The sequence below is a fragment of the Acinetobacter sp. CIP 64.7 genome (assembly GCF_000369745.1).
Taxonomy (GTDB): domain Bacteria; phylum Pseudomonadota; class Gammaproteobacteria; order Pseudomonadales; family Moraxellaceae; genus Acinetobacter; species Acinetobacter fasciculus.
Genome location: NZ_KB850179.1, coordinates 1,398,022 through 1,415,426 on the forward strand (window position 1 = coordinate 1,398,022; position 17,405 = coordinate 1,415,426).

Consider the following 17,405-nt stretch of genomic DNA (forward strand, 5'->3'; position numbering starts at 1 on the left):
TTGTGTCTGTCAGATTAAATTTGAGCTACTACACCGACTTATGCGCCCACAAGCTCACTATTCCTGCCTAAAAACAAGCTAAGCAGAAGTCCAACGCGCATTTTTCCACGCTTGCTGTTGCTTTGCATCTAGAAAAGTCCAAGCCACAAAACGACTCTCTTTTTGCCCCTGCGTCATTTTAATGGTTTTTACCTCCACTGCACCGCACTTACGCAAGGTATTTAACAGCATAGGCAATGTGGTTTTCTTAGAAACCAGTGTACTAAACCAAAGACATTGCTCAGCAAACTGTGTGCTCTCTTGTACCATCTGACAAACAAAGCGTTCTTCTCCACCGTCACACCACAGCTCGTTCTTTTGTCCGCCAAAGTTTAACACCACTTTAGACCGATCAACCGGTTTACCAAGTTTGCGTATTTTTTGCGTTGCTGTGGCATTTGCTTCATCTTGCGAAGCATGAAATGGTGGGTTACACAGGGTCAAATCAAAACGATCTGAAGGTTTAATCACACCTTTGAAAATATTGCTCGGTGTCTTTTGCAATCGAATTTGAATCCCCTTCCTGAGATTTGGATTTGCCTCCACAATAAATTGAGCACTTTTTACCGATGCAGGATGAATGTCTGAGCCAACAAATTTCCAACCATAACTACGATGACCAATAATCGGATAAATACAGTTCGCGCCCACCCCAATATCTAATACGTGAACGGCGTGTCCTGTTGGAATCTGACCTTTATTGCTATCACTCAACAAGTCCGCTAAATAGTGAATATAGTCGGCTCTACCCGGAATAGGTGGGCAAAGATAATCTTGAGGAATATCCCAATATTGAATACCATAAAAATGCTTGAGCAATGCTTTATTGAGCATTTTCACAGCTTGAGGATCAGAAAAGTTGACTGAAAGATCGTTATATTGATTCGGGCTGACAAAAGGGGCAAGTTCCGGACAACTCTTGATTAACTGAGGAAAATCGTAACGACTACGATGCAGATTTCGTGCATGTAATTCCGATTTTTGTTGCGGAAAAGATTTCTTTGCTTGAGCCATGTGTATGCCAATCATCAACGGGAGAACAGAATCAATAAGGCAGGATCTATACCTGCAAATGAATCGATATTGTACGTGAATTCAACTCACATTGCCGAACCCGTCCTTGTATTTGTCTATCCTCCCCCTCTCATTCACCTATAGTTTTGAACTAGCAATAAAAAAGACACCTGAAGATTCATTATCCTCGGTGTCTTTTTTATTTGAGTCATTGTTTAGAACTGATTAGTCTTCGATTTCCCCATACTCTTTCATCAAAGCAATAAATTGCGCTTCATTGATCACAGGTACACCGAGTTTTTCCGCTTTATCGAGCTTAGAACCCGCTTTTTCACCCGCCACCACACATTTGGTCTTGCTAGAAACACTACCGCTAACACGTGCACCCAAGGCTTGCAGCAATTGCGTCGCTTCATCACGTCCCATGGAACTTAAAGTACCCGTCACCACCCAGCTTTCGCCATTCAGTGGTTGGCGCGTTGCTGCAATTGGCGCATCCCAGTGAATACCCGCAGCTAACAAACGATCCAGGACTTCCAGATTATGCGGTGCCTGGAAGAAATCCAGAATCCATTCTGCTGTGATATCACCAACATCTGGAGTTTTCTTTAATGCTTCCAGATCTGCCTCACGTAAGGCATCCAGCGTCTGGAAAGTATTAGCCAGCATCCGCGCCGTAGTTTCACCCACCCCACGAATACCGAGAGCATAGATAAAAGCAGCCAGTGTGGTTTTTTTGCTGTTTTCGATAGCATCTAAAAGATTTTGAACCGATTTGGCGCCCATCTTTTCAATACCGAGCAAAGTCTCACGATGTTCATGCAGATGGTAAATATCTGAGACATCTTTAAGTAGATTCAGATGCAGCAACGATTCTGCCCAACGGTCACCCAGACCTTCAATATCCATAGCCTTGCGCGAGACAAAGTGACGAATCGCCTCAATACGCTGTGCTGCACAATATAGTCCACCCGAACAACGCGCTAAGGCTTCGCCTTCTGGCATGACCACGGGTGAATCACAGACTGGACATTGTTCAGGTAAATGCACCTCGACTGCATCAACCGGACGGAATTCTGGCCAGACTTTTTCAACTTTAGGAATCACATCACCACTACGATAGACACTGACGGTATCGCCAATACGTACATCCAGACGGTGAATTTCGCCGATATTATGCAAGGTCACATTGGAAACTGTTACTCCACCGACAGCGACCGGATTTAAACGCGCGACCGGTGTCAGGGTTCCAGTACGACCGACTTGCCAGTTAATATTCTCAACTGTGGTCAGGGCTGCTACTGCAGGGAATTTATAGGCTGTGGCCCAGCGTGGTTCACGGCTCAGGAAACCTAATTTTTGTTGCTGTTTCAGATCATTGACCTTGATTACCATGCCATCGATTTCGACACTGAGGCTGGCACGCTCATCAATGATCTGTTCATAGACCTTTTGCACGTCTTGAATACTGTCACAGATAAAGTGACGCTCGCCAACCGCAAAACCGAACTGATGTAACCATTCCAGACTGGCGGACATAGTGGTTTGACCATGATGCGGCACGCACTGAGCAATCCCATAAGCATAAAAAGCCAATGGCCGCGAGGCAGCAATATTCGGGTCCAGCTGCCGCAAACTTCCTGCCGCAGCATTACGCGGATTGGCAAAGGTCTTTTCACCTTTGGCGGCATTGGCTGCATTCAATTTTTCAAAACCGGATTTTGGCATCAATACTTCGCCGCGTACTTCCAGTAAATCGGGAATGATGCCATTCACCGGAGATAAAAGTTTCGGCAGGTTACGAATGGTTCTGACATTTTGGGTGATGTCTTCACCGGTTTCCCCATCGCCGCGCGTCACCCCACGCGTCAGTACGCCATGCTCATACCAGAGTGAAATGGCCAGACCATCAAATTTCAGTTCAACATCATATTCAATTTTTTGATTTGGCAAACGTTCTTCAATACGGCGGGCAAAAGCCAGCAGCTCTTCCTGATGAAAGACATTACCCAATGACAGCATCGGCACGGCGTGTGTTACGGTCACAAATTTTGAAAGCGCCTGCCCACCCACTTTATCGGTCGGGCTATCGGACTGGATCAGGTCAGGATATTGTTGTTCTAAGGCTTTGAGCTGATGAAAGAGCTGATCATATTCACTGTCTTCAATGCTCGGTTGATCCATCACATAATAAGCATGGTTATGCTTGGCAAGCAGTTGAATCAGTTGACGCATTTGCGCAATGACAGTGGCATCTTGGGTCATAATTTCACCATAAAAAAGGGCGGAAAATCCGCCCTGTAGAATATTCAGCTTTTGGCTATTATAAAAATTGCAGTCTACAGATTCAACTTGGAGATTGAACAAAGCAGCCTTAAACTTCCGTACCTTGTCCAGCACGATAATCAATTGCTTGATGGCGCCAGAATTCACGTAATTGTGGGGTAAATTCCTGCTGGTTCTGGTCATAGACCAGACCATCCACTTCACGTGCAATCAAACGTGAAATACTGTCCATGGTATCAAACGCATTTTGTACATCGCTATGCGGTAAAGCCAGGAAGAATGCCAGACCTTTCACTTCCTGAGTCGAAAGTGTTTCCAGATCAAAGCCTTCCATACCAGTATCGGTCATTTGCAATACCGAAAACAGCAGTTTTGAACCGTCTTCACTATAACGGTGAAAACAGGCCAGTTCGCCATAACGCAGGCCATATTTCAGTAAAACTTTCAGGGTTTTATCACCTGAAAGTACACGGCCTTGCGGATAGATATGCAAAGAAATAATGGTTTCAGCATTGGACAAAGCACTTTCTTCATCCACTATTTTTTGCTCATGCAGATGTGCATCCAGAATACTGCTTTCATCATTAAATTCAGAAATTTCTGCTTTTTCGATGTTGCTGTTCAGGCTGAATTCAGGCGTTTCTTCCTTGGTTTCAGTCTGGCTATTCTCCTGCTCTGCTTTTACTTGCGGAATATCTGCTGCTGTTGCTGCCGACTTTGCCACTCCTTCAGCTTCTGTTGACGGGACAACAGCAAGAGTTTCGACCACTGTCGGCTCAACCGGAGTTGATTCAGCCTTTTGAAATACTGAAGGTTTTTCAGGAGCTGGTTCATCTATGCCTAGGCTTGGCTCGATACGATCAGATTCGACATCCTGTTGTGCCAATTGAGAACGTACATGCCTTGGAATGATCGGTGTCTGGCTATCCGGGTCGATATGCAGGTTGGCATCCAGTGAAGGTACAGCCTCTACAGGTTTTTTGAACAGCATTCTTATACCAAACAGCATAATCACAATTGCGATAACAATCCCGATAATGGTGGTGATTTCCATATTATACCTCCGCAGCTAGGCCGTATTCTTTTGCCTGTTCCAAATTAACTGTCACTAATTTTGATGTTCCCGGTTCAGGCATGGTTACACCTAAAAGATCAGTCGCCATCATCATTGCAAGTTTGTTATGGGTAATATAAATAAATTGCACGTGTTCAGAAAGCTCTTTGACTAAATTACAAAAGCGTCCCACATTGGCATCATCCAGCGGTGCATCGACTTCATCCAGTACGCAAAATGGTGCCGGGTTTAAGCGAAAAATCGCGAATACCAATGCTAATGCAGTTAAGGCCTTTTCTCCACCAGAGAGTAAGGCCAATGAGCTGTTTCGTTTACCCGGTGGTCGGGCCATGAGTTTTACACCCGACTGCCAGCCATCTTCAAGGCTTAAACTCGCCTCACCACCTTCAAACACTTTCGGGAACAGGTTTTGCAGTTCAGCATTGACCTGATCAAACGTGTGCATAAACAGTTTACGGGTTTCCTGATCAATACTCTTCATCGCAGCCTGTAGCTGTTCAACCGTATTTTCCAGATCCTGCATCTGGTGACTCAGTTCCTCATAACGTTTTGATACTTCTTCATATTCTTCAGAAGCCGCCAGATTGACTGCACCAAGTTTATCGAACTGAGCCTGAGCTTTTTCCAGTTTGGCTTGATGTGCTTTAACATCAATATCCAGCCCGGAAATTACTTCACTATTCAACTCTTTCAGTTGTTCAGAATAATGCTGCAAATCAGATTTGGCTGCCTGCCAGGCCAGACGTTTTTCTTCCAGTGTACTGCGAAGTTTTTCATCCTGCTGCTGGAAGCTGTGACGCTGTTCGGTCAGCTGCTGCTGTTTGCTCTGCACCTGATTTAATTCAACCTGCCAGTCGGCCCAGGTTTTTTGCAGCTTTTCAGTGATCTGCGCCTGTTCATTGAACTGGCTCTGTAAAGCAGGTAATTCCAACTGTGCCGGATCGACAAACTTTTTGGCTTGTTCGATTTGTGCAGTAATTTGCTGAGACTGTTCTTTTAGGAAAACCTGATCTTTTTCCAGTAATTCAATCTGCTGCTGGCTTTGCACATTTTGCCGGCGCAACACTTCCAGTTCCTGCTGCGCTTGCTGATTGAGCTGCTGTGAGTCATCCAGCTGAGCACTCAATTCTTCTAGCTGGAATTGCAGGGTTTTATAATTTGGTAGCGCCTGTTCCAGTTTGATATTCAAGGCATGCAGATCAATTTCCAGATCATCTTTCTGCATGGCATCTTCTTCAAGCTGCTCATCCAGTTGTTGTAACTGATGGTGTAATTGCTGCTTTTGCAATGCGAAAGCCTGAGCACTACTTTGTACTTTGGCAATATTGACATCGAGTTGCTGCAGCTGCTTTTGGGTATGCTTGTGCTGCTCACTGATGCTTTGAATCCGGCTTTGCAAAGCTTTAACCTGATCGGTGAGTTCAGGTAACTGCTGCTCCAACTGCATAAACTTAGGTTCAAGTTCTGCAAGTTGCTGCTCGATTTCATCCAGACGGATTCGATGACTCAATGCACCTTGTCCGGCCTGACTAGCTTCATCATAGTCCAGTGCAATCATCCAATCCGCACCAACATGGTAGCCATCTAAACTCAGTAATGTCTGGCCTTGTAATAACTCAGTTTGAAGAGGCAATGCTTGCGCTAATGTATCTACGACCGCGACTTGTTGCCACAGTGAATAATGTGGAGATTCAATCCAATCGGCCAGACACATCGTATTGGCAATCTGAATTTTATTCTGAACAGCCTGTTGCTTTAACTGACGCGCACAATCTTCAAGGAAGTGCTCGCCCTCTGTCAAAATCTGGGCAGACAGCCACTTAGCCAAAAACTTTTCGATCAGGCTGGCATGTCCTTTGCCTGCATCATTGAGCTTAAGTACATGCATCAGCTGGACCGCATCGTTTTTAGCATTTGGATTGGCTTTGGTCAGTAATTGGCTCAGGTTTTTCTTTTCTGAATGAAGCACCTGAATTTCAGATTTGAGCTGCATCAAGCGCTGCTGATGGGCCGCCTGCTCTGCCTGAAACTGCTCGAATTGAGTTCTTAAATCTGTTAATTGAATTTCATAGCCAGCGATTTGCTGTTCAGCTTGGGCTTTGTCTGCCTGATACTGCTCCAGCTCATCTTGCTGCGCCTGTTGCTGAATCTGTGCACTTTGCTGTTGGAGCGTCTGTTTCTGCTGTTCAATCCGCTCAATATTCTTTGCTAGTTGCTCGCTTTGAGCCAACATCTGTAATTTACGCTGTTGCTGCTGTTCGACCTGGGTTTTGATCTGGGTAAATTGCGCTGCCACAGTGCTATGTTGAGCTTTGAGCTCAGTCAAGTTTTGGCTTTGCGCCTGACTCTGGCCATCTTGCTGCTGCAACTGCGCCTGCTGATCTTCAAATTGCTGCTGTAAAGTATCGAGTTGCAGTTCAATCAACTGCAAACGCTCTTTGGTTTGGGCTTTTTGTTGTTCCAGTTTGACCAGACTTGTAGAATTTTGCTCTAACAAAGACTGCTTTTGTTGCAGGGTCATTTCCAGTTCAGCCAGTTTTTTCTCGGCCTGTTGCCATTCGCTTTGCAAAGGGGTGGATTGCTGAATCAGACGCTGGAACAACTCACTGGTGCTACCCAAATCATGTTCAACAGTGGTCAGTTCGGAACGTACCAGCTTAAAGTTTTCCCCGAGCGTATTCATCTCAAGGGTATATTCCTGCTGTAAGCGCTGGCTCTGCTCACATTGAAAAGACAGAATTTCGATCTTGATCGTTCGGATCTGTCCTTCCAGTTCTTTATATTGAATCGCACTTTCCGACTGCCGTTTCAAGGTTTTTAACTGGGATTTCAGTTCGGAGGCGATATCTCCCAGACGCGACAGGTTTTGTGTGGTGTGATCCAGATGCAGCATCGTTTCACGGCGACGCGCCTGATAGCGTGATACACCCGCGGCTTCTTCAATATAAACCCGCATTTCATCTGGCTTGGCATCGACCAGACGGTTGATCATGCCCTGCTCGATAATCGCATAAGAACGTGGCCCAAGACCGGTACCAAGGAAAATATCGGTAATATCACGACGACGGCATTTGCTGCCATTCAGGAAATATTCGGACTTGCCATCGCGGTTGACCTGACGGCGTACTGCCAGTTCATTATAGGCATTATAAGCACCGCCCAGCTTGCCATAGGTATTGTCAAAGCGCAGTTCTACACTGGCCATGCCCACCGGTTTACGTTTCGCAGTTCCGGTAAAGATGACGTCCTGCATGCTGCCACCACGCAGCTGGCGCGCACTGGACTCGCCCATGACCCAGCGTATGGCATCAATGACGTTAGATTTACCACAACCATTCGGTCCCACGACCGCAGTACGATTATCTTTAAAATGCAAAGTGGTACTGTCGGCAAAAGATTTAAAGCCTGAAAGTTTTAAACTGCTTAAACGCATAATGTCCTGATTTAACGTCGTGAGCGTCTGGCCCACGCGAGTTCAATTTGTTTCATCCGTGTCAGAGATTCCAACACAAGGTTGCGCAAGTGTCGACAAAAATCTTCCATAAATAAAGTGGCCTGATGGCTTTTTCGTATCAAAATTGCTTCAGTGACCAGTTTAAATAAGTCAAAAGATTCCTGTAACTCGCGTCTGGAAATATTCAGGGTCAAAAAATAGCTCCGACGTAAAGAAGGCAGCAGTTCCTGATAGTAGCGCATCAGATAAGGATTCCCGACCATCTCATGTTGCTGGGCCATGCCCTGAAAGATCAGATCATAAAACTTTTCAGTGTGTCCTTGGCGGGTTTCTGCTTCCAATTGCTCTAATAATAGCTGAATACGCTCAGCTTCATGCACCCGCCAGGTTTCCGCCATGCGATGCACCATCTGCCCGAGCAATAACGAGGTCATATCAAATAAGGCACGCACCTGCAAGGCCGACATTTCCGAGACAATCGCCCCACGGCGCGGAAAGATTTCAATCAGCTGGGTGCGTTCCAGCAACAGCAGGGCTTCACGAACCGAACCCCGACTGACATCGAGCTCCGAGGCAATCCTGAGCTCCTGTATACGTTCGCCTTCGACCAGTTCACCGCGAATAATCTGTTCGCTAATGTGCTTGGCAATCTGCTCAGACAAACTGTGCGCTTGTTCTAATGGCATACCGTTCCTGTCTTTATTTTTATGGATACTGGTTTAGCCCTTTATTTGGACTATGTTGCTATTAAACGGGTTTTTATCCATAAATACTTTGACATTGTCAGACAATCTTATGTCTATATAGCCAACTTAGGCCCATAAAAAAGGAGAATAATGAGCTATTCTCCTAATACGGTACATCAGTCCAACCTAAAAAATTTAAATCAGGCCATAAAACCTTGATAAATAAAATACAGGCCGACGGTGGTCAGTAGAGCAGCAAAACATTTTTTTAATACGGCCGGTGAAAGCAGATGTGCCACTTTTGCCCCCAGCTTGGCCGTGAAAAAACTCATCATGCTGATACCGATAAAGGCATAAATATGAATATAGCCAATAGTATTTGGCACGGTGACCTGCGCCTGTTTACCAAACCAGATAAACCCCAGCGCACCTGCAACTGCAATCGGCAACCCACAAGCCGCAGAGGTCGCCACTGCTTTTTGCATCACGATTCCGCAGCGATTCAGAAATGGAACGGTCAGACTCCCCCCACCAATCCCAAAGATCGCCGATGCCACACCGATTCCACCACCTGCAGCAATTTGTACCGGGGTTGAAGGCAATTTTTGATTCGGATCGATCTGAATATGCGCTCCTCTAAACATTCTAAAAGCCACCCAGACTGCAAAGAACCCGATTAACAATTGCAAACCCTGACCAGATAAATAATCGGCAATCCCCGCACCCAAGAAAGAGCCAATGATCAGACCTGGCGCCAGATTACGAAATACAGGCCATAGCACTGCCCCTCGTTGATGATGCGCCATAACCGAGCTGATAGAAGTCACAATAATTGTTGCCAAGGAAGTGCCCACCGCCATATGCATAATCACGCTGGGATCGTACTGGAGCTGGGTAAAAACAATGTACAGGATCGGCACAATAATCAAACCACCACCGACCCCAAACAGGCCTGCGGTGAATCCGGCAATTGCACCAATCAATAAATATATGATTAACTCCATAACGATATTTACCACGTTTAGATTCAAATGGATGTAGAAACTCGTGAACTGCAACAACGATTAAGCGATGCAGGCCAACTCCCGGAAGTATTACTCATCAAACCGATTACTACATCGACCAATGATGATGTGCGCGAATTGGCAACGAAGGGGGTACAGCAGGTTCTGGTGTGCAGTCATGTGCAGACCCAAGGCCGTGGACAGCGTCAACGTCAGTGGATATCACCTGAAGGGAACATCTATTTAAGCACATTGCTGCATACACAAAAACCCATCGATGGTCGTCTGGCGCTGGAAATTGCGTTAAATATCCTGCAAATGCCCAGTCTGCAAGGGCTAAAATTACAAGTAAAATGGCCGAATGACCTGTATAGCCTGCATGGAAAATGGGGTGGTATTCTGGTCGAGCCGATTTCATCCACACAGGTGGTGGTCGGTGTCGGTTTAAATATCGATCCTCTGCCCACTGAACTTCCAGATCAGCAGGTTAGCTCCTTGAACGAGTTGGGATTATCGCATACCTCAAGAGTCGAACTGATTGCCCAGTTATATCTGGCGATTCAGCAAGCCGGGCAATGGTTTAATTATGGCAGTCAGAATCTGGCGGCGCGTTTTAATCGATCGGCTGCATTTATGCAACAAACGGTTGAATTTACCGATGTGCAAGGGCAATATTCCGGTACTTTTCTCGGGATTCAGGACGATGGTGCGGTCAAGATTTTGACCGATCAGGGAATCCAGACCTTTTATCAGGGACAGCTCCGCCTTAAAAATGGTAGATGAACAGGCATACAGCAATGAAAAAATTATGGTTGGATATCGGCAATACCCGGCTTAAATACTGGATTACCGAGCATGATCAGATTATTGAACAGGCAGCAGAATTACATTTACAGTCTCCTGCCGATTTGTTATTGGGCCTGATCCAGCATTTCAAAGCGCTGGGCTTGCATCAGGTAGGTCTATCCTCGGTTCAGGATAAAATCAATAATGAGCGTATTCTCGGCATTTTAGAAAGTCTGCATATTCCAGTGATTTTTGCTCAGGTACAAGCAGAATATGCCGGTCTGATCTGTGGCTATGATGAACCTTCGCAACTGGGGATTGACCGCTGGTTACAGGTACTTGCAGTGGCGACGCAAGCGCATGAAAATTATTGTGTGATTAGTTGCGGTACGGCGCTGACCATTGATCTGGCGCAAGGACAACAACATTTGGGTGGTTTTATTCTGCCAAATCTGTACTTGCAACGTGATTCACTGATTCAGAATACCAAAGGCATTAAAATCCCGGATACCGCTTTTTCTGAACTCAATCCTGGACGCAACACCATCGATGCTGTTCATCATGGCATCCTACTGGGTCTGCTCAGCACGATTGAGAAAGTACTACATGATTTTCCAGCACAGTTGGTGTTAACCGGCGGAGATGCTCCACTTTTCGCGCAGCATCTCTCTCAGTATCAACCCCGGATTGAACCTGATCTTTTGCTTAAAGGCCTGCAGCATTTTGCAGCTCATTTGCCAGACACTGTTTGATAATATCCAGCAACTGAGGGAATTCGGCAAACCCATCAGATTTATTAAAATGCCCGGCTTTTTTGATCTCAAAAATTTGTGCATTCAAGCTATGTGCTAAACGCAAGGAAATCGGTGCAGGCACATAGGGATCATTACTGGAGATCAGCATCACCGCACGTTTACAGCTATACGGCAAGTTTTTCAGATCGAGTCGCACAGCCTGCAGTATTTTATTCAGTTCTGACCAGGCCACCAGCGGTGTATCAAAGGCCGAGACCAGAATGATGCCGCCGATCTTGTGTTGCTGCTGGAGATAATGTTGCTGTAAAAAACTTAAAACACTGACGCAACTCAGGCCATGTGCAACTAAAAAGGTATGTTCATCCATGTGCGGAATGTGCAATTTCAGGTTCTGCTGCCATTCTTCTAAATTGGGCTGAAAGGGGTTGGCCAGCATAATCCGTTTAGACTCAAAACCGGCATTTTTAAGCTGGCGACTCAGCCACGGGTACCAGTGATCATTGGAGGTCGCCTGATAATCCGGCACGATATAGACTTTCTTTATTATATTTTTCATAGTGATTTACTTATTATCATTGAACGCAAATTGCGTCGACAAAAAATAAGTTTTAACCATTCTGGAGATGGAATTCAAGTGCCTTTTTGAACACCATCTCATGTTAAATTTTAAAACTTAGCGAATACAATAACATGCCTAAATTTAAGATTTAATCAGATAAGGTTCGATTACTTTCCAGAGTTCTGGCAAATCAGTACAGCCTTGAGAATCAATAAAATGTCCGTGATGCTTGGCATTCACCACAATGGCATCCAGACTGTCCGCCTGTTCCAGACTAAATTCTGGTGCAACCCGGTCATCGCCTTCAGAATAGATCACTACACGTTCTGCAATCTGCTGTTTGAGTAAATCAAAATCGATATCAGCGGCATCAATAAAAGGGTTTACTTCATCCAGACGACCTAACCGGCCATTAAATCCCGCGATCAATACCAGTTGCTGAATTTTCTGCTGTTTTAATTCTCTGGATAAGTAATGCAATGCGGCCACAGTTCCCAAGCTATGTGCAATAAAGATACTGTCCTCGTCAATTGCATCAATCTGTTCACGCATTTGCTGATCCCAGGTGTCCAGTGTCGGTGTGGTCGATGGATCGAGCCGAAGTACTTTTAAACTGACGTTTTCCTGTTGGGCTTTTTCCTGAATCCACGGATACCAATTTTCTTCCGGGCTTGCAGTATAACCATGTACGACAATCACTTGGGTCATTTGAAATTTCTCTTTATTTTGTGCTCATGCTCCTGAGTCTGCCTGATCGGATTTTTATTTTGGGTAAGTAAATGTTGTTTTGTTTAAACCAGTTTGACCATTTATTCGCAATAAAAAAAGGCGCATATTGCGCCTTTTTTTTAAACACAACTTATTTCTTGTCGTTGCCGCCGAACAATGGACCCATACCACCGCCGCCGCCAAACTGTTTCTGCAAGCCGCCGAGTGACTTCATCATTTTTGCCATACCGGATGGATTGGCAAATTTTTTCATCATCTTGGCCATTTGGGCATGTTGCTTGATCAGCTTGTTGACTTCTGCCACTTCCATACCACAACCTGCTGCGATACGTTTTTTACGGCTTGGGTTCATCAAGTCCGGGTTACGGCGCTCTTTGATGGTCATCGACTGGATAATCGCTTCCATTTTCTTGACCTGCTTTTCAGGATTGGCTTGCGCCAACGCATCTTGCAGACCGGCATTGCTCATGCCAGGAAGTTTGTCCAGGAAGCCCATCATGCCGCCCATCTTGTTCATCTGCTCAAACTGCATCAGCATGTCTTCAAAGTTGAAGCTGCCGCCTTTTTGCAGTTTTTTCGCCATTTTTTCGGCTTTTTCTTTGTCGACCTTGCGTTCAAGTTCTTCGACCAAAGAAAGTACATCCCCCATACCGAGAATACGCTGTGCAACACGCTCAGGATGGAATGGCTCCAAGGCATCGAGTTTCTCACCCATACCCAAGAATTTGATTGGCTTGCCGGTAATCGCGCGTACTGAAAGCGCTGCACCACCGCGCGCATCACCATCAGTTTTGGTCAGGATCACACCAGTTAAAGGCAAGGCATCGTTGAATGCTTTGGCGGTGTTTGCCGCATCCTGACCGGTCATGGCATCGACCACGAACAGGGTTTCAGTCGGGTTAATCGCTGCATGCAGCTCTTTGATTTCACCCATCATGTCATCATCGATATGCAAACGGCCTGCCGTATCGACAATGAGTACATCGGCAAACTGGATTTTTGCCTGTTCAATCGCGCGATTCACAATCGTAATCGGTTTTTCGTCTGCGCTGGATTCTAGGAAAATCGCACCGACTTCACCTGCGACAGTCTGTAGCTGTTTGATCGCAGCCGGACGATACACATCGGCAGAGACCATCGCGACTTTTTTCTTTTGACGTTCTTGTAAGAAGCGTGCAAGTTTCGCTGCAGTTGTTGTTTTACCTGCACCCTGCAAGCCTGCCAGCAGGACAACCACAGGTGGTTTTGCAGCGAGGTCGAGGCTTTCATTGGCCTCGCCCATCATTTTGGTCAATTCGTCATGAACGATTTTGACAAAAGCCTGCCCAGGAGATAACTGAGTCATCACTTCCTGGCCCAATGCTTCTTCCTTAACTTTCGCGATGAATTCACGAGTTACAGGTAACGCAACATCGGCCTCAAGAAGCGCCATACGCACTTCACGTAACGTATCTTTAATATTGTCTTCGGTTAGCTGCCCTGAGCCAGTAACATTTCTTAAACTCTGCGTGAGTCGTTCTGTTAAGGTATCAAACATTGCAAAATCCGCTTAAAATAGCCATGAGCAAAAAATTGTTTCTTAAAATAGAAAATTTATGCATAGAATGCTATAGGATACTGTAGTTCGCAGCGAATTTATATAAATGAATATTCATCACCCTTAAAAAGGTTTGACATGGTTAGCCTCCCCTTGGTTTATACGATCTTAGCATTAGTCGCTTATACCGCTTCCTTCTGGTATCTGTTCATTCATTTAATGTCTAAACGTGCTCCTAATCAATGGTTTGTCTCGCTAACCGCACTGCTTGGACTGGGCTTGCATGCGCTGGTTTTATATGGCGATATGCATACCCCGCTGGGCATCAATTATGATGTCTTTGCCCTGTTTTCCTTTACCTCTGGTCTGATGCTGTTACTCAGCATTATTTACAGCACTTATCGTCCGATTATTGCCCTGAACCTGATCGGGATTCCGGTGGCTGCGACCGGATTAATTCTTGGCTTTGCGTTTACTCAGCCTGCAAAAATCATCACACAAAACTCTTTGGGTCTGGATATTCATATTATCCTGTCTTTGTCTGCTTATGCGGTATTGCTCATGGCGACCATTCAGGCCGTAATTTTACGCTTTCAGGATCGTGAGCTGAAAAAGAAGCAAAAACGCCGCGTTTGGGTCAGTTTGCTACCCTCTTATCAAGACATGGAATCATTGCTGTTTGATATGCTGATGACCGGTTTTGTTTTACTTACCCTCGCTTTGGGCTTTGGCTTTTTTACCATCGACAATTTCTTTGCTCAACATCTGGCACATAAAACTGCGTTCAGTATTATTTCCTGGCTGGTTTACGGTTCACTATTAATCGGACACTGGAAGTTTGGCTGGCGTGGCCAGAAAGCCGTGCGCTTTACTCTGCTCGGTTTTGGCTTGCTGGCACTGGGTTTTATTGGGTCTAAATTTGTGCTGGAAATGATTCTAGGGCGATAATTCTGAGCCTTGAAATATTCAATCCATTGTCCAATAAACAGGCTTTAGCTTGAATATTCTTTAAACGGTTATACGCCCCGCACGCACTGATAATGGCCAGCGAATGACTCTAGGCAATTCTGGACCTTCCCATTGTGGCAATAAGGCATCTGCCAGTACATTCAGTGGATTATGTCCAAGTGCTTTAGTGGCAGCTTTCACGGCCGACAAAGTACTCATATAACCAATTAACTGATAAAAGTTCCATTCAACCTCTAATACAGGTGGTTGAATCACAATTTCCTGAAATGGAAATGGTAGATTTTTATATCCTTCATCTACATGGCGACGTTCAGGCGGCCAGTACGGTGCAAGCGTCACCTCATAAAAATGCTTAAAGTAATGATTCAGATGTGGCTCATCCACACTGAACACGCCATAGCTAATTAAAGCCAGAATGGCATTGGGCCGGGCAATACGGCGAACTTCTGCATAAAACTTTTCCAGATCGAGCCAATGCGCTGCTTGAGCCACCGCAATCAGATCAATACTCTGGTCAACACACGGGATCTCTTCAGCGAATGCCTGACCATACTGAATTTTTGGATGCGGTTTGGCCTGGGCAAGCTGTTCACTACTTGCATCAATTGCCATCACCTGATCGAAGTAATTCGCCAAAACCTCTGAAAGCTGTCCAGAACCACAGCCGACATCTACAGCCAATTTAGTACCTGGTGACAGCTCTGCCAATAGCTTTCCCAATGCATCCGGATAATGCGGACGAAACAAGGCATAGTCCTGTGACTGCTGGGAGAAATGATCTTTAAATTCCCTATTTTCCATATATGCTTTCCAGACCAGTTTTATTTCAGTCTAAATAGCCGGTCAGGGAATGCAGTTGGAATTTGGTTTCATTCACTTCCTGTTTTTAAAATGCAGAATTCATTCAATGAATAGAATCATGTTCTTGACTTAGTCATTCAAGCTATTCTGCTTGATCTGATACTCTGCCTTGAAGGCTTTATAGCTCAGCCGGTCTGCGGAGACTTCTGTTAACGGACTGACCTCCTGCATTGAGGACAAGCAGCGCTCGGTCAGCTGAATATATTCTTGCGTCCCTTTGCTTTTCCAGGCGATTTCTTTGGCTTCCAGGGGACGGATGACCCGCGCCGGACTACCGAGTACCAATGAATTTTCCGGAATTTGAGCTTTAGCTTTAACCGTGCTATTGGCACCGATAATGGTATTTTCACCAATTTCGGCTTCATCCAGAATTACGCTGTTCATGCCCACCAGTACATTTTTGCGAATGATACAGCCATGTAAAATCGCGCCATGTCCGATATGACCATATTCTTCGACCAGCGTGACGCTACCGGGAAAGCCATGAATGGTACAGGAATCCTGAACATTGGCATTTTTCTGGATATGAATCCCACCAAAGTCGGCTCTTAAAGTAGCAAAAGGCCCGATATATACGCCCTCTTCAATCACCACATCCCCAATCAGAACGGCTTGCGGATGTACATAAGCGCGAGCGCTGACCACAGGAATCACCCCATCAATGGCATAACACGGCATTATTTTATTCCTTTAAAAATGCAGAATTAGATTAGCTGACGGCTTCCAGTCGCAAACCGCCAAAACGTTTATAAAATTGTGGATGTACTGGTGGCATCGAACCTTCCGAAGTTCGTGCGATCTCCATAAAGAATTCATCCCCTGCCGCAACCACGGTTTGATATAAATTACTGCTTAAATTACGGGCATTCAGGGAAAGCCAGTTAGACGGCAATAATTCAAAAGGCAGATTCGGATCTTTTAATAAAATCCGGCGGAATTGATGAATCAGCAAAATTCGTAACTGAAAAGCCTGAACCGGATCCAGTTCATCTTCCTGTTCCACCAGATGAAAGAATTCCCGGAAATCCGCAATGAATTTTTCATAACGCTGATGCAGTTCCTGCACCGGCCAATTGGTGGCCACCATGCGTTTCACAGTTGGATAGGATTCCTGCCAAAGTTGCAAGGTTTCAGCTTTGAACACCACCACCTGATCGGTCATTTTCAGATTCAGCAGCAGGTTTTGCAGTTTCTGATGATCACAACCCGGATAGGCCATGACATTGGTGGCGATATTGGCAAAGCCCAGCCATTCCAGTTCTTTTTTCAGAACCAGTTTATTTTCCAGTTCCACTGAACTGAGTAGCACCAGATCCCATTTCTGATCCCATTCAGTGTGCTGAAAACTATAAATTTTTTGATCCGCCATAATGAAGCGCTGGCGGCTACTTTCGGTCACGCGATAATAACTGGTGCGACCAATTTTTTCAGACATCAGCCAGCCATTTTGGACCAGACGGAATACGGCAGTCCGTACCGATCGTTCATTAAATCCGAAGACATCCATAAGCTGAATCAGACTGGCCAGACTGATAATGCCACCCCGGTGAAAAATACAGTCACCGAAGATGGTCATGATTAATGAGGTTCCGCTGAGTGCTTCAGTTTGAATAAAGTCATCAATTATTTGTTTTAATTTCGGATTCATTGC

15 protein-coding genes are annotated in these 17,405 nt (G+C 45.4%); 3 read left to right on the forward strand and 12 right to left on the reverse strand.

The genetic code is table 11. The annotated features are described in order from the left end of the window. Positions 1 to 78: 78 nt before the first annotated feature. From rlmF to F890_RS13330, 6 genes are all read right to left on the reverse strand, one after another. Positions 79 to 1,053 (reverse strand): 23S rRNA (adenine(1618)-N(6))-methyltransferase RlmF, encoded by a 975-nt coding sequence (gene rlmF, locus F890_RS13305; RefSeq protein WP_017397973.1) that lies wholly within the window; start codon positions 1,051 to 1,053, stop codon positions 79 to 81. Between the two features lie 225 nt (positions 1,054 to 1,278). Further along, on the reverse strand, positions 1,279 to 3,318 hold the full coding sequence (gene ligA / locus F890_RS13310; protein ID WP_034619185.1) for an NAD-dependent DNA ligase LigA: 2,040 nt from the start codon (positions 3,316 to 3,318) through the stop codon (positions 1,279 to 1,281). Between the two features lie 109 nt (positions 3,319 to 3,427). Continuing rightward, entirely contained in the window at positions 3,428 to 4,393 is a 966-nt protein-coding gene (locus F890_RS13315; RefSeq protein ID WP_005262524.1) for a cell division protein ZipA C-terminal FtsZ-binding domain-containing protein, read from the reverse strand. A gap of 1 nt (position 4,394) precedes the next feature. Next, on the reverse strand, positions 4,395 to 7,847 hold the full coding sequence (gene smc, locus F890_RS13320; RefSeq protein ID WP_005262527.1) for a chromosome segregation protein SMC: 3,453 nt from the start codon (positions 7,845 to 7,847) through the stop codon (positions 4,395 to 4,397). 11 nt (positions 7,848 to 7,858) lie between these two features. Continuing rightward, a complete protein-coding gene (locus tag F890_RS13325; RefSeq protein WP_005262529.1) occupies positions 7,859 to 8,554 on the reverse strand; it encodes a GntR family transcriptional regulator in 696 nt (231 codons plus the stop codon). A 200-nt stretch (positions 8,555 to 8,754) separates the two neighbouring features. Next, the gene (locus tag F890_RS13330; protein ID WP_005247146.1) at positions 8,755 to 9,558 is read right to left on the reverse strand and encodes a sulfite exporter TauE/SafE family protein; all 804 of its coding nucleotides are present in this window, start codon (positions 9,556 to 9,558) and stop codon (positions 8,755 to 8,757) included. A gap of 27 nt (positions 9,559 to 9,585) precedes the next feature. Between F890_RS13330 and F890_RS13335 the strand changes: the two genes are divergently transcribed. Further along, positions 9,586 to 10,341 carry a biotin--[acetyl-CoA-carboxylase] ligase gene (locus tag F890_RS13335; RefSeq protein WP_005262531.1) on the forward strand — a complete coding sequence of 252 codons (756 nt, stop codon included), beginning with the start codon at positions 9,586 to 9,588 and terminating at the stop codon, positions 10,339 to 10,341. A gap of 14 nt (positions 10,342 to 10,355) precedes the next feature. Next, positions 10,356 to 11,096, forward strand: a complete 741-nt coding sequence (locus F890_RS13340; protein ID WP_005262533.1) for a type III pantothenate kinase — start codon at positions 10,356 to 10,358, stop codon at positions 11,094 to 11,096. Here the strand turns inward: F890_RS13340 and F890_RS13345 are convergent. The 3 genes from F890_RS13345 to ffh form a co-directional block, all read right to left on the reverse strand. Then, positions 11,050 to 11,655: an RBBP9/YdeN family alpha/beta hydrolase gene (locus F890_RS13345; RefSeq protein WP_005262536.1), complete on the reverse strand. Its 606-nt coding sequence runs from the start codon at positions 11,653 to 11,655 to the stop codon at positions 11,050 to 11,052. The genes F890_RS13340 and F890_RS13345 overlap by 47 nt on opposite strands. A gap of 144 nt (positions 11,656 to 11,799) precedes the next feature. After that, positions 11,800 to 12,366, reverse strand: a complete 567-nt coding sequence (locus F890_RS13350) for an RBBP9/YdeN family alpha/beta hydrolase (protein WP_005262538.1) — start codon at positions 12,364 to 12,366, stop codon at positions 11,800 to 11,802. A 151-nt stretch (positions 12,367 to 12,517) separates the two neighbouring features. After that, positions 12,518 to 13,924: a signal recognition particle protein gene (gene ffh / locus F890_RS13355; RefSeq protein ID WP_004279196.1), complete on the reverse strand. Its 1,407-nt coding sequence runs from the start codon at positions 13,922 to 13,924 to the stop codon at positions 12,518 to 12,520. A 138-nt stretch (positions 13,925 to 14,062) separates the two neighbouring features. Between ffh and F890_RS13360 the strand changes: the two genes are divergently transcribed. Then, entirely contained in the window at positions 14,063 to 14,872 is an 810-nt protein-coding gene (locus tag F890_RS13360; protein ID WP_004730673.1) for a cytochrome C assembly family protein, read from the forward strand. A 60-nt stretch (positions 14,873 to 14,932) separates the two neighbouring features. On the opposite strand, the gene F890_RS13365 is transcribed toward F890_RS13360, so the two are convergent. The 3 genes from F890_RS13365 to paaX all read right to left on the reverse strand — a co-directional run bounded on the left by F890_RS13365 (position 14,933) and on the right by paaX (position 17,402). Next, a complete protein-coding gene (locus F890_RS13365; protein ID WP_005251061.1) occupies positions 14,933 to 15,694 on the reverse strand; it encodes a class I SAM-dependent methyltransferase in 762 nt (253 codons plus the stop codon). 129 nt (positions 15,695 to 15,823) lie between these two features. Further along, positions 15,824 to 16,432 (reverse strand): DapH/DapD/GlmU-related protein, encoded by a 609-nt coding sequence (locus tag F890_RS13370; protein ID WP_005262539.1) that lies wholly within the window; start codon positions 16,430 to 16,432, stop codon positions 15,824 to 15,826. Between the two features lie 31 nt (positions 16,433 to 16,463). Beyond that, positions 16,464 to 17,402, reverse strand: coding sequence for a phenylacetic acid degradation operon negative regulatory protein PaaX (gene paaX / locus F890_RS13375; protein WP_004279192.1), 939 nt, complete (start codon positions 17,400 to 17,402; stop codon positions 16,464 to 16,466). Positions 17,403 to 17,405: the final 3 nt, after the last annotated feature.

Bases quoted from the DNA above. Each gene is read 5' to 3' on its own strand.
- rlmF (WP_017397973.1), bottom strand. From the start codon at position 1,053: ATGGCTCAAGCAAAGAAATCTTTTCCGCAACAAAAATCGGAATTACAT.
- ligA (WP_034619185.1), bottom strand. From the start codon at position 3,318: ATGACCCAAGATGCCACTGTCATTGCGCAAATGCGTCAACTGATTCAA.
- F890_RS13315 (WP_005262524.1), bottom strand. From the start codon at position 4,393: ATGGAAATCACCACCATTATCGGGATTGTTATCGCAATTGTGATTATG.
- smc (WP_005262527.1), bottom strand. From the start codon at position 7,847: ATGCGTTTAAGCAGTTTAAAACTTTCAGGCTTTAAATCTTTTGCCGAC.
- F890_RS13325 (WP_005262529.1), bottom strand. From the start codon at position 8,554: ATGCCATTAGAACAAGCGCACAGTTTGTCTGAGCAGATTGCCAAGCAC.
- F890_RS13330 (WP_005247146.1), bottom strand. From the start codon at position 9,558: ATGGAGTTAATCATATATTTATTGATTGGTGCAATTGCCGGATTCACC.
- F890_RS13335 (WP_005262531.1), top strand. From the start codon at position 9,586: ATGGATGTAGAAACTCGTGAACTGCAACAACGATTAAGCGATGCAGGC.
- F890_RS13340 (WP_005262533.1), top strand. From the start codon at position 10,356: ATGAAAAAATTATGGTTGGATATCGGCAATACCCGGCTTAAATACTGG.
- F890_RS13345 (WP_005262536.1), bottom strand. From the start codon at position 11,655: ATGAAAAATATAATAAAGAAAGTCTATATCGTGCCGGATTATCAGGCG.
- F890_RS13350 (WP_005262538.1), bottom strand. From the start codon at position 12,366: ATGACCCAAGTGATTGTCGTACATGGTTATACTGCAAGCCCGGAAGAA.
- ffh (WP_004279196.1), bottom strand. From the start codon at position 13,924: ATGTTTGATACCTTAACAGAACGACTCACGCAGAGTTTAAGAAATGTT.
- F890_RS13360 (WP_004730673.1), top strand. From the start codon at position 14,063: ATGGTTAGCCTCCCCTTGGTTTATACGATCTTAGCATTAGTCGCTTAT.
- F890_RS13365 (WP_005251061.1), bottom strand. From the start codon at position 15,694: ATGGAAAATAGGGAATTTAAAGATCATTTCTCCCAGCAGTCACAGGAC.
- F890_RS13370 (WP_005262539.1), bottom strand. From the start codon at position 16,432: ATGCCGTGTTATGCCATTGATGGGGTGATTCCTGTGGTCAGCGCTCGC.
- paaX (WP_004279192.1), bottom strand. From the start codon at position 17,402: ATGAATCCGAAATTAAAACAAATAATTGATGACTTTATTCAAACTGAA.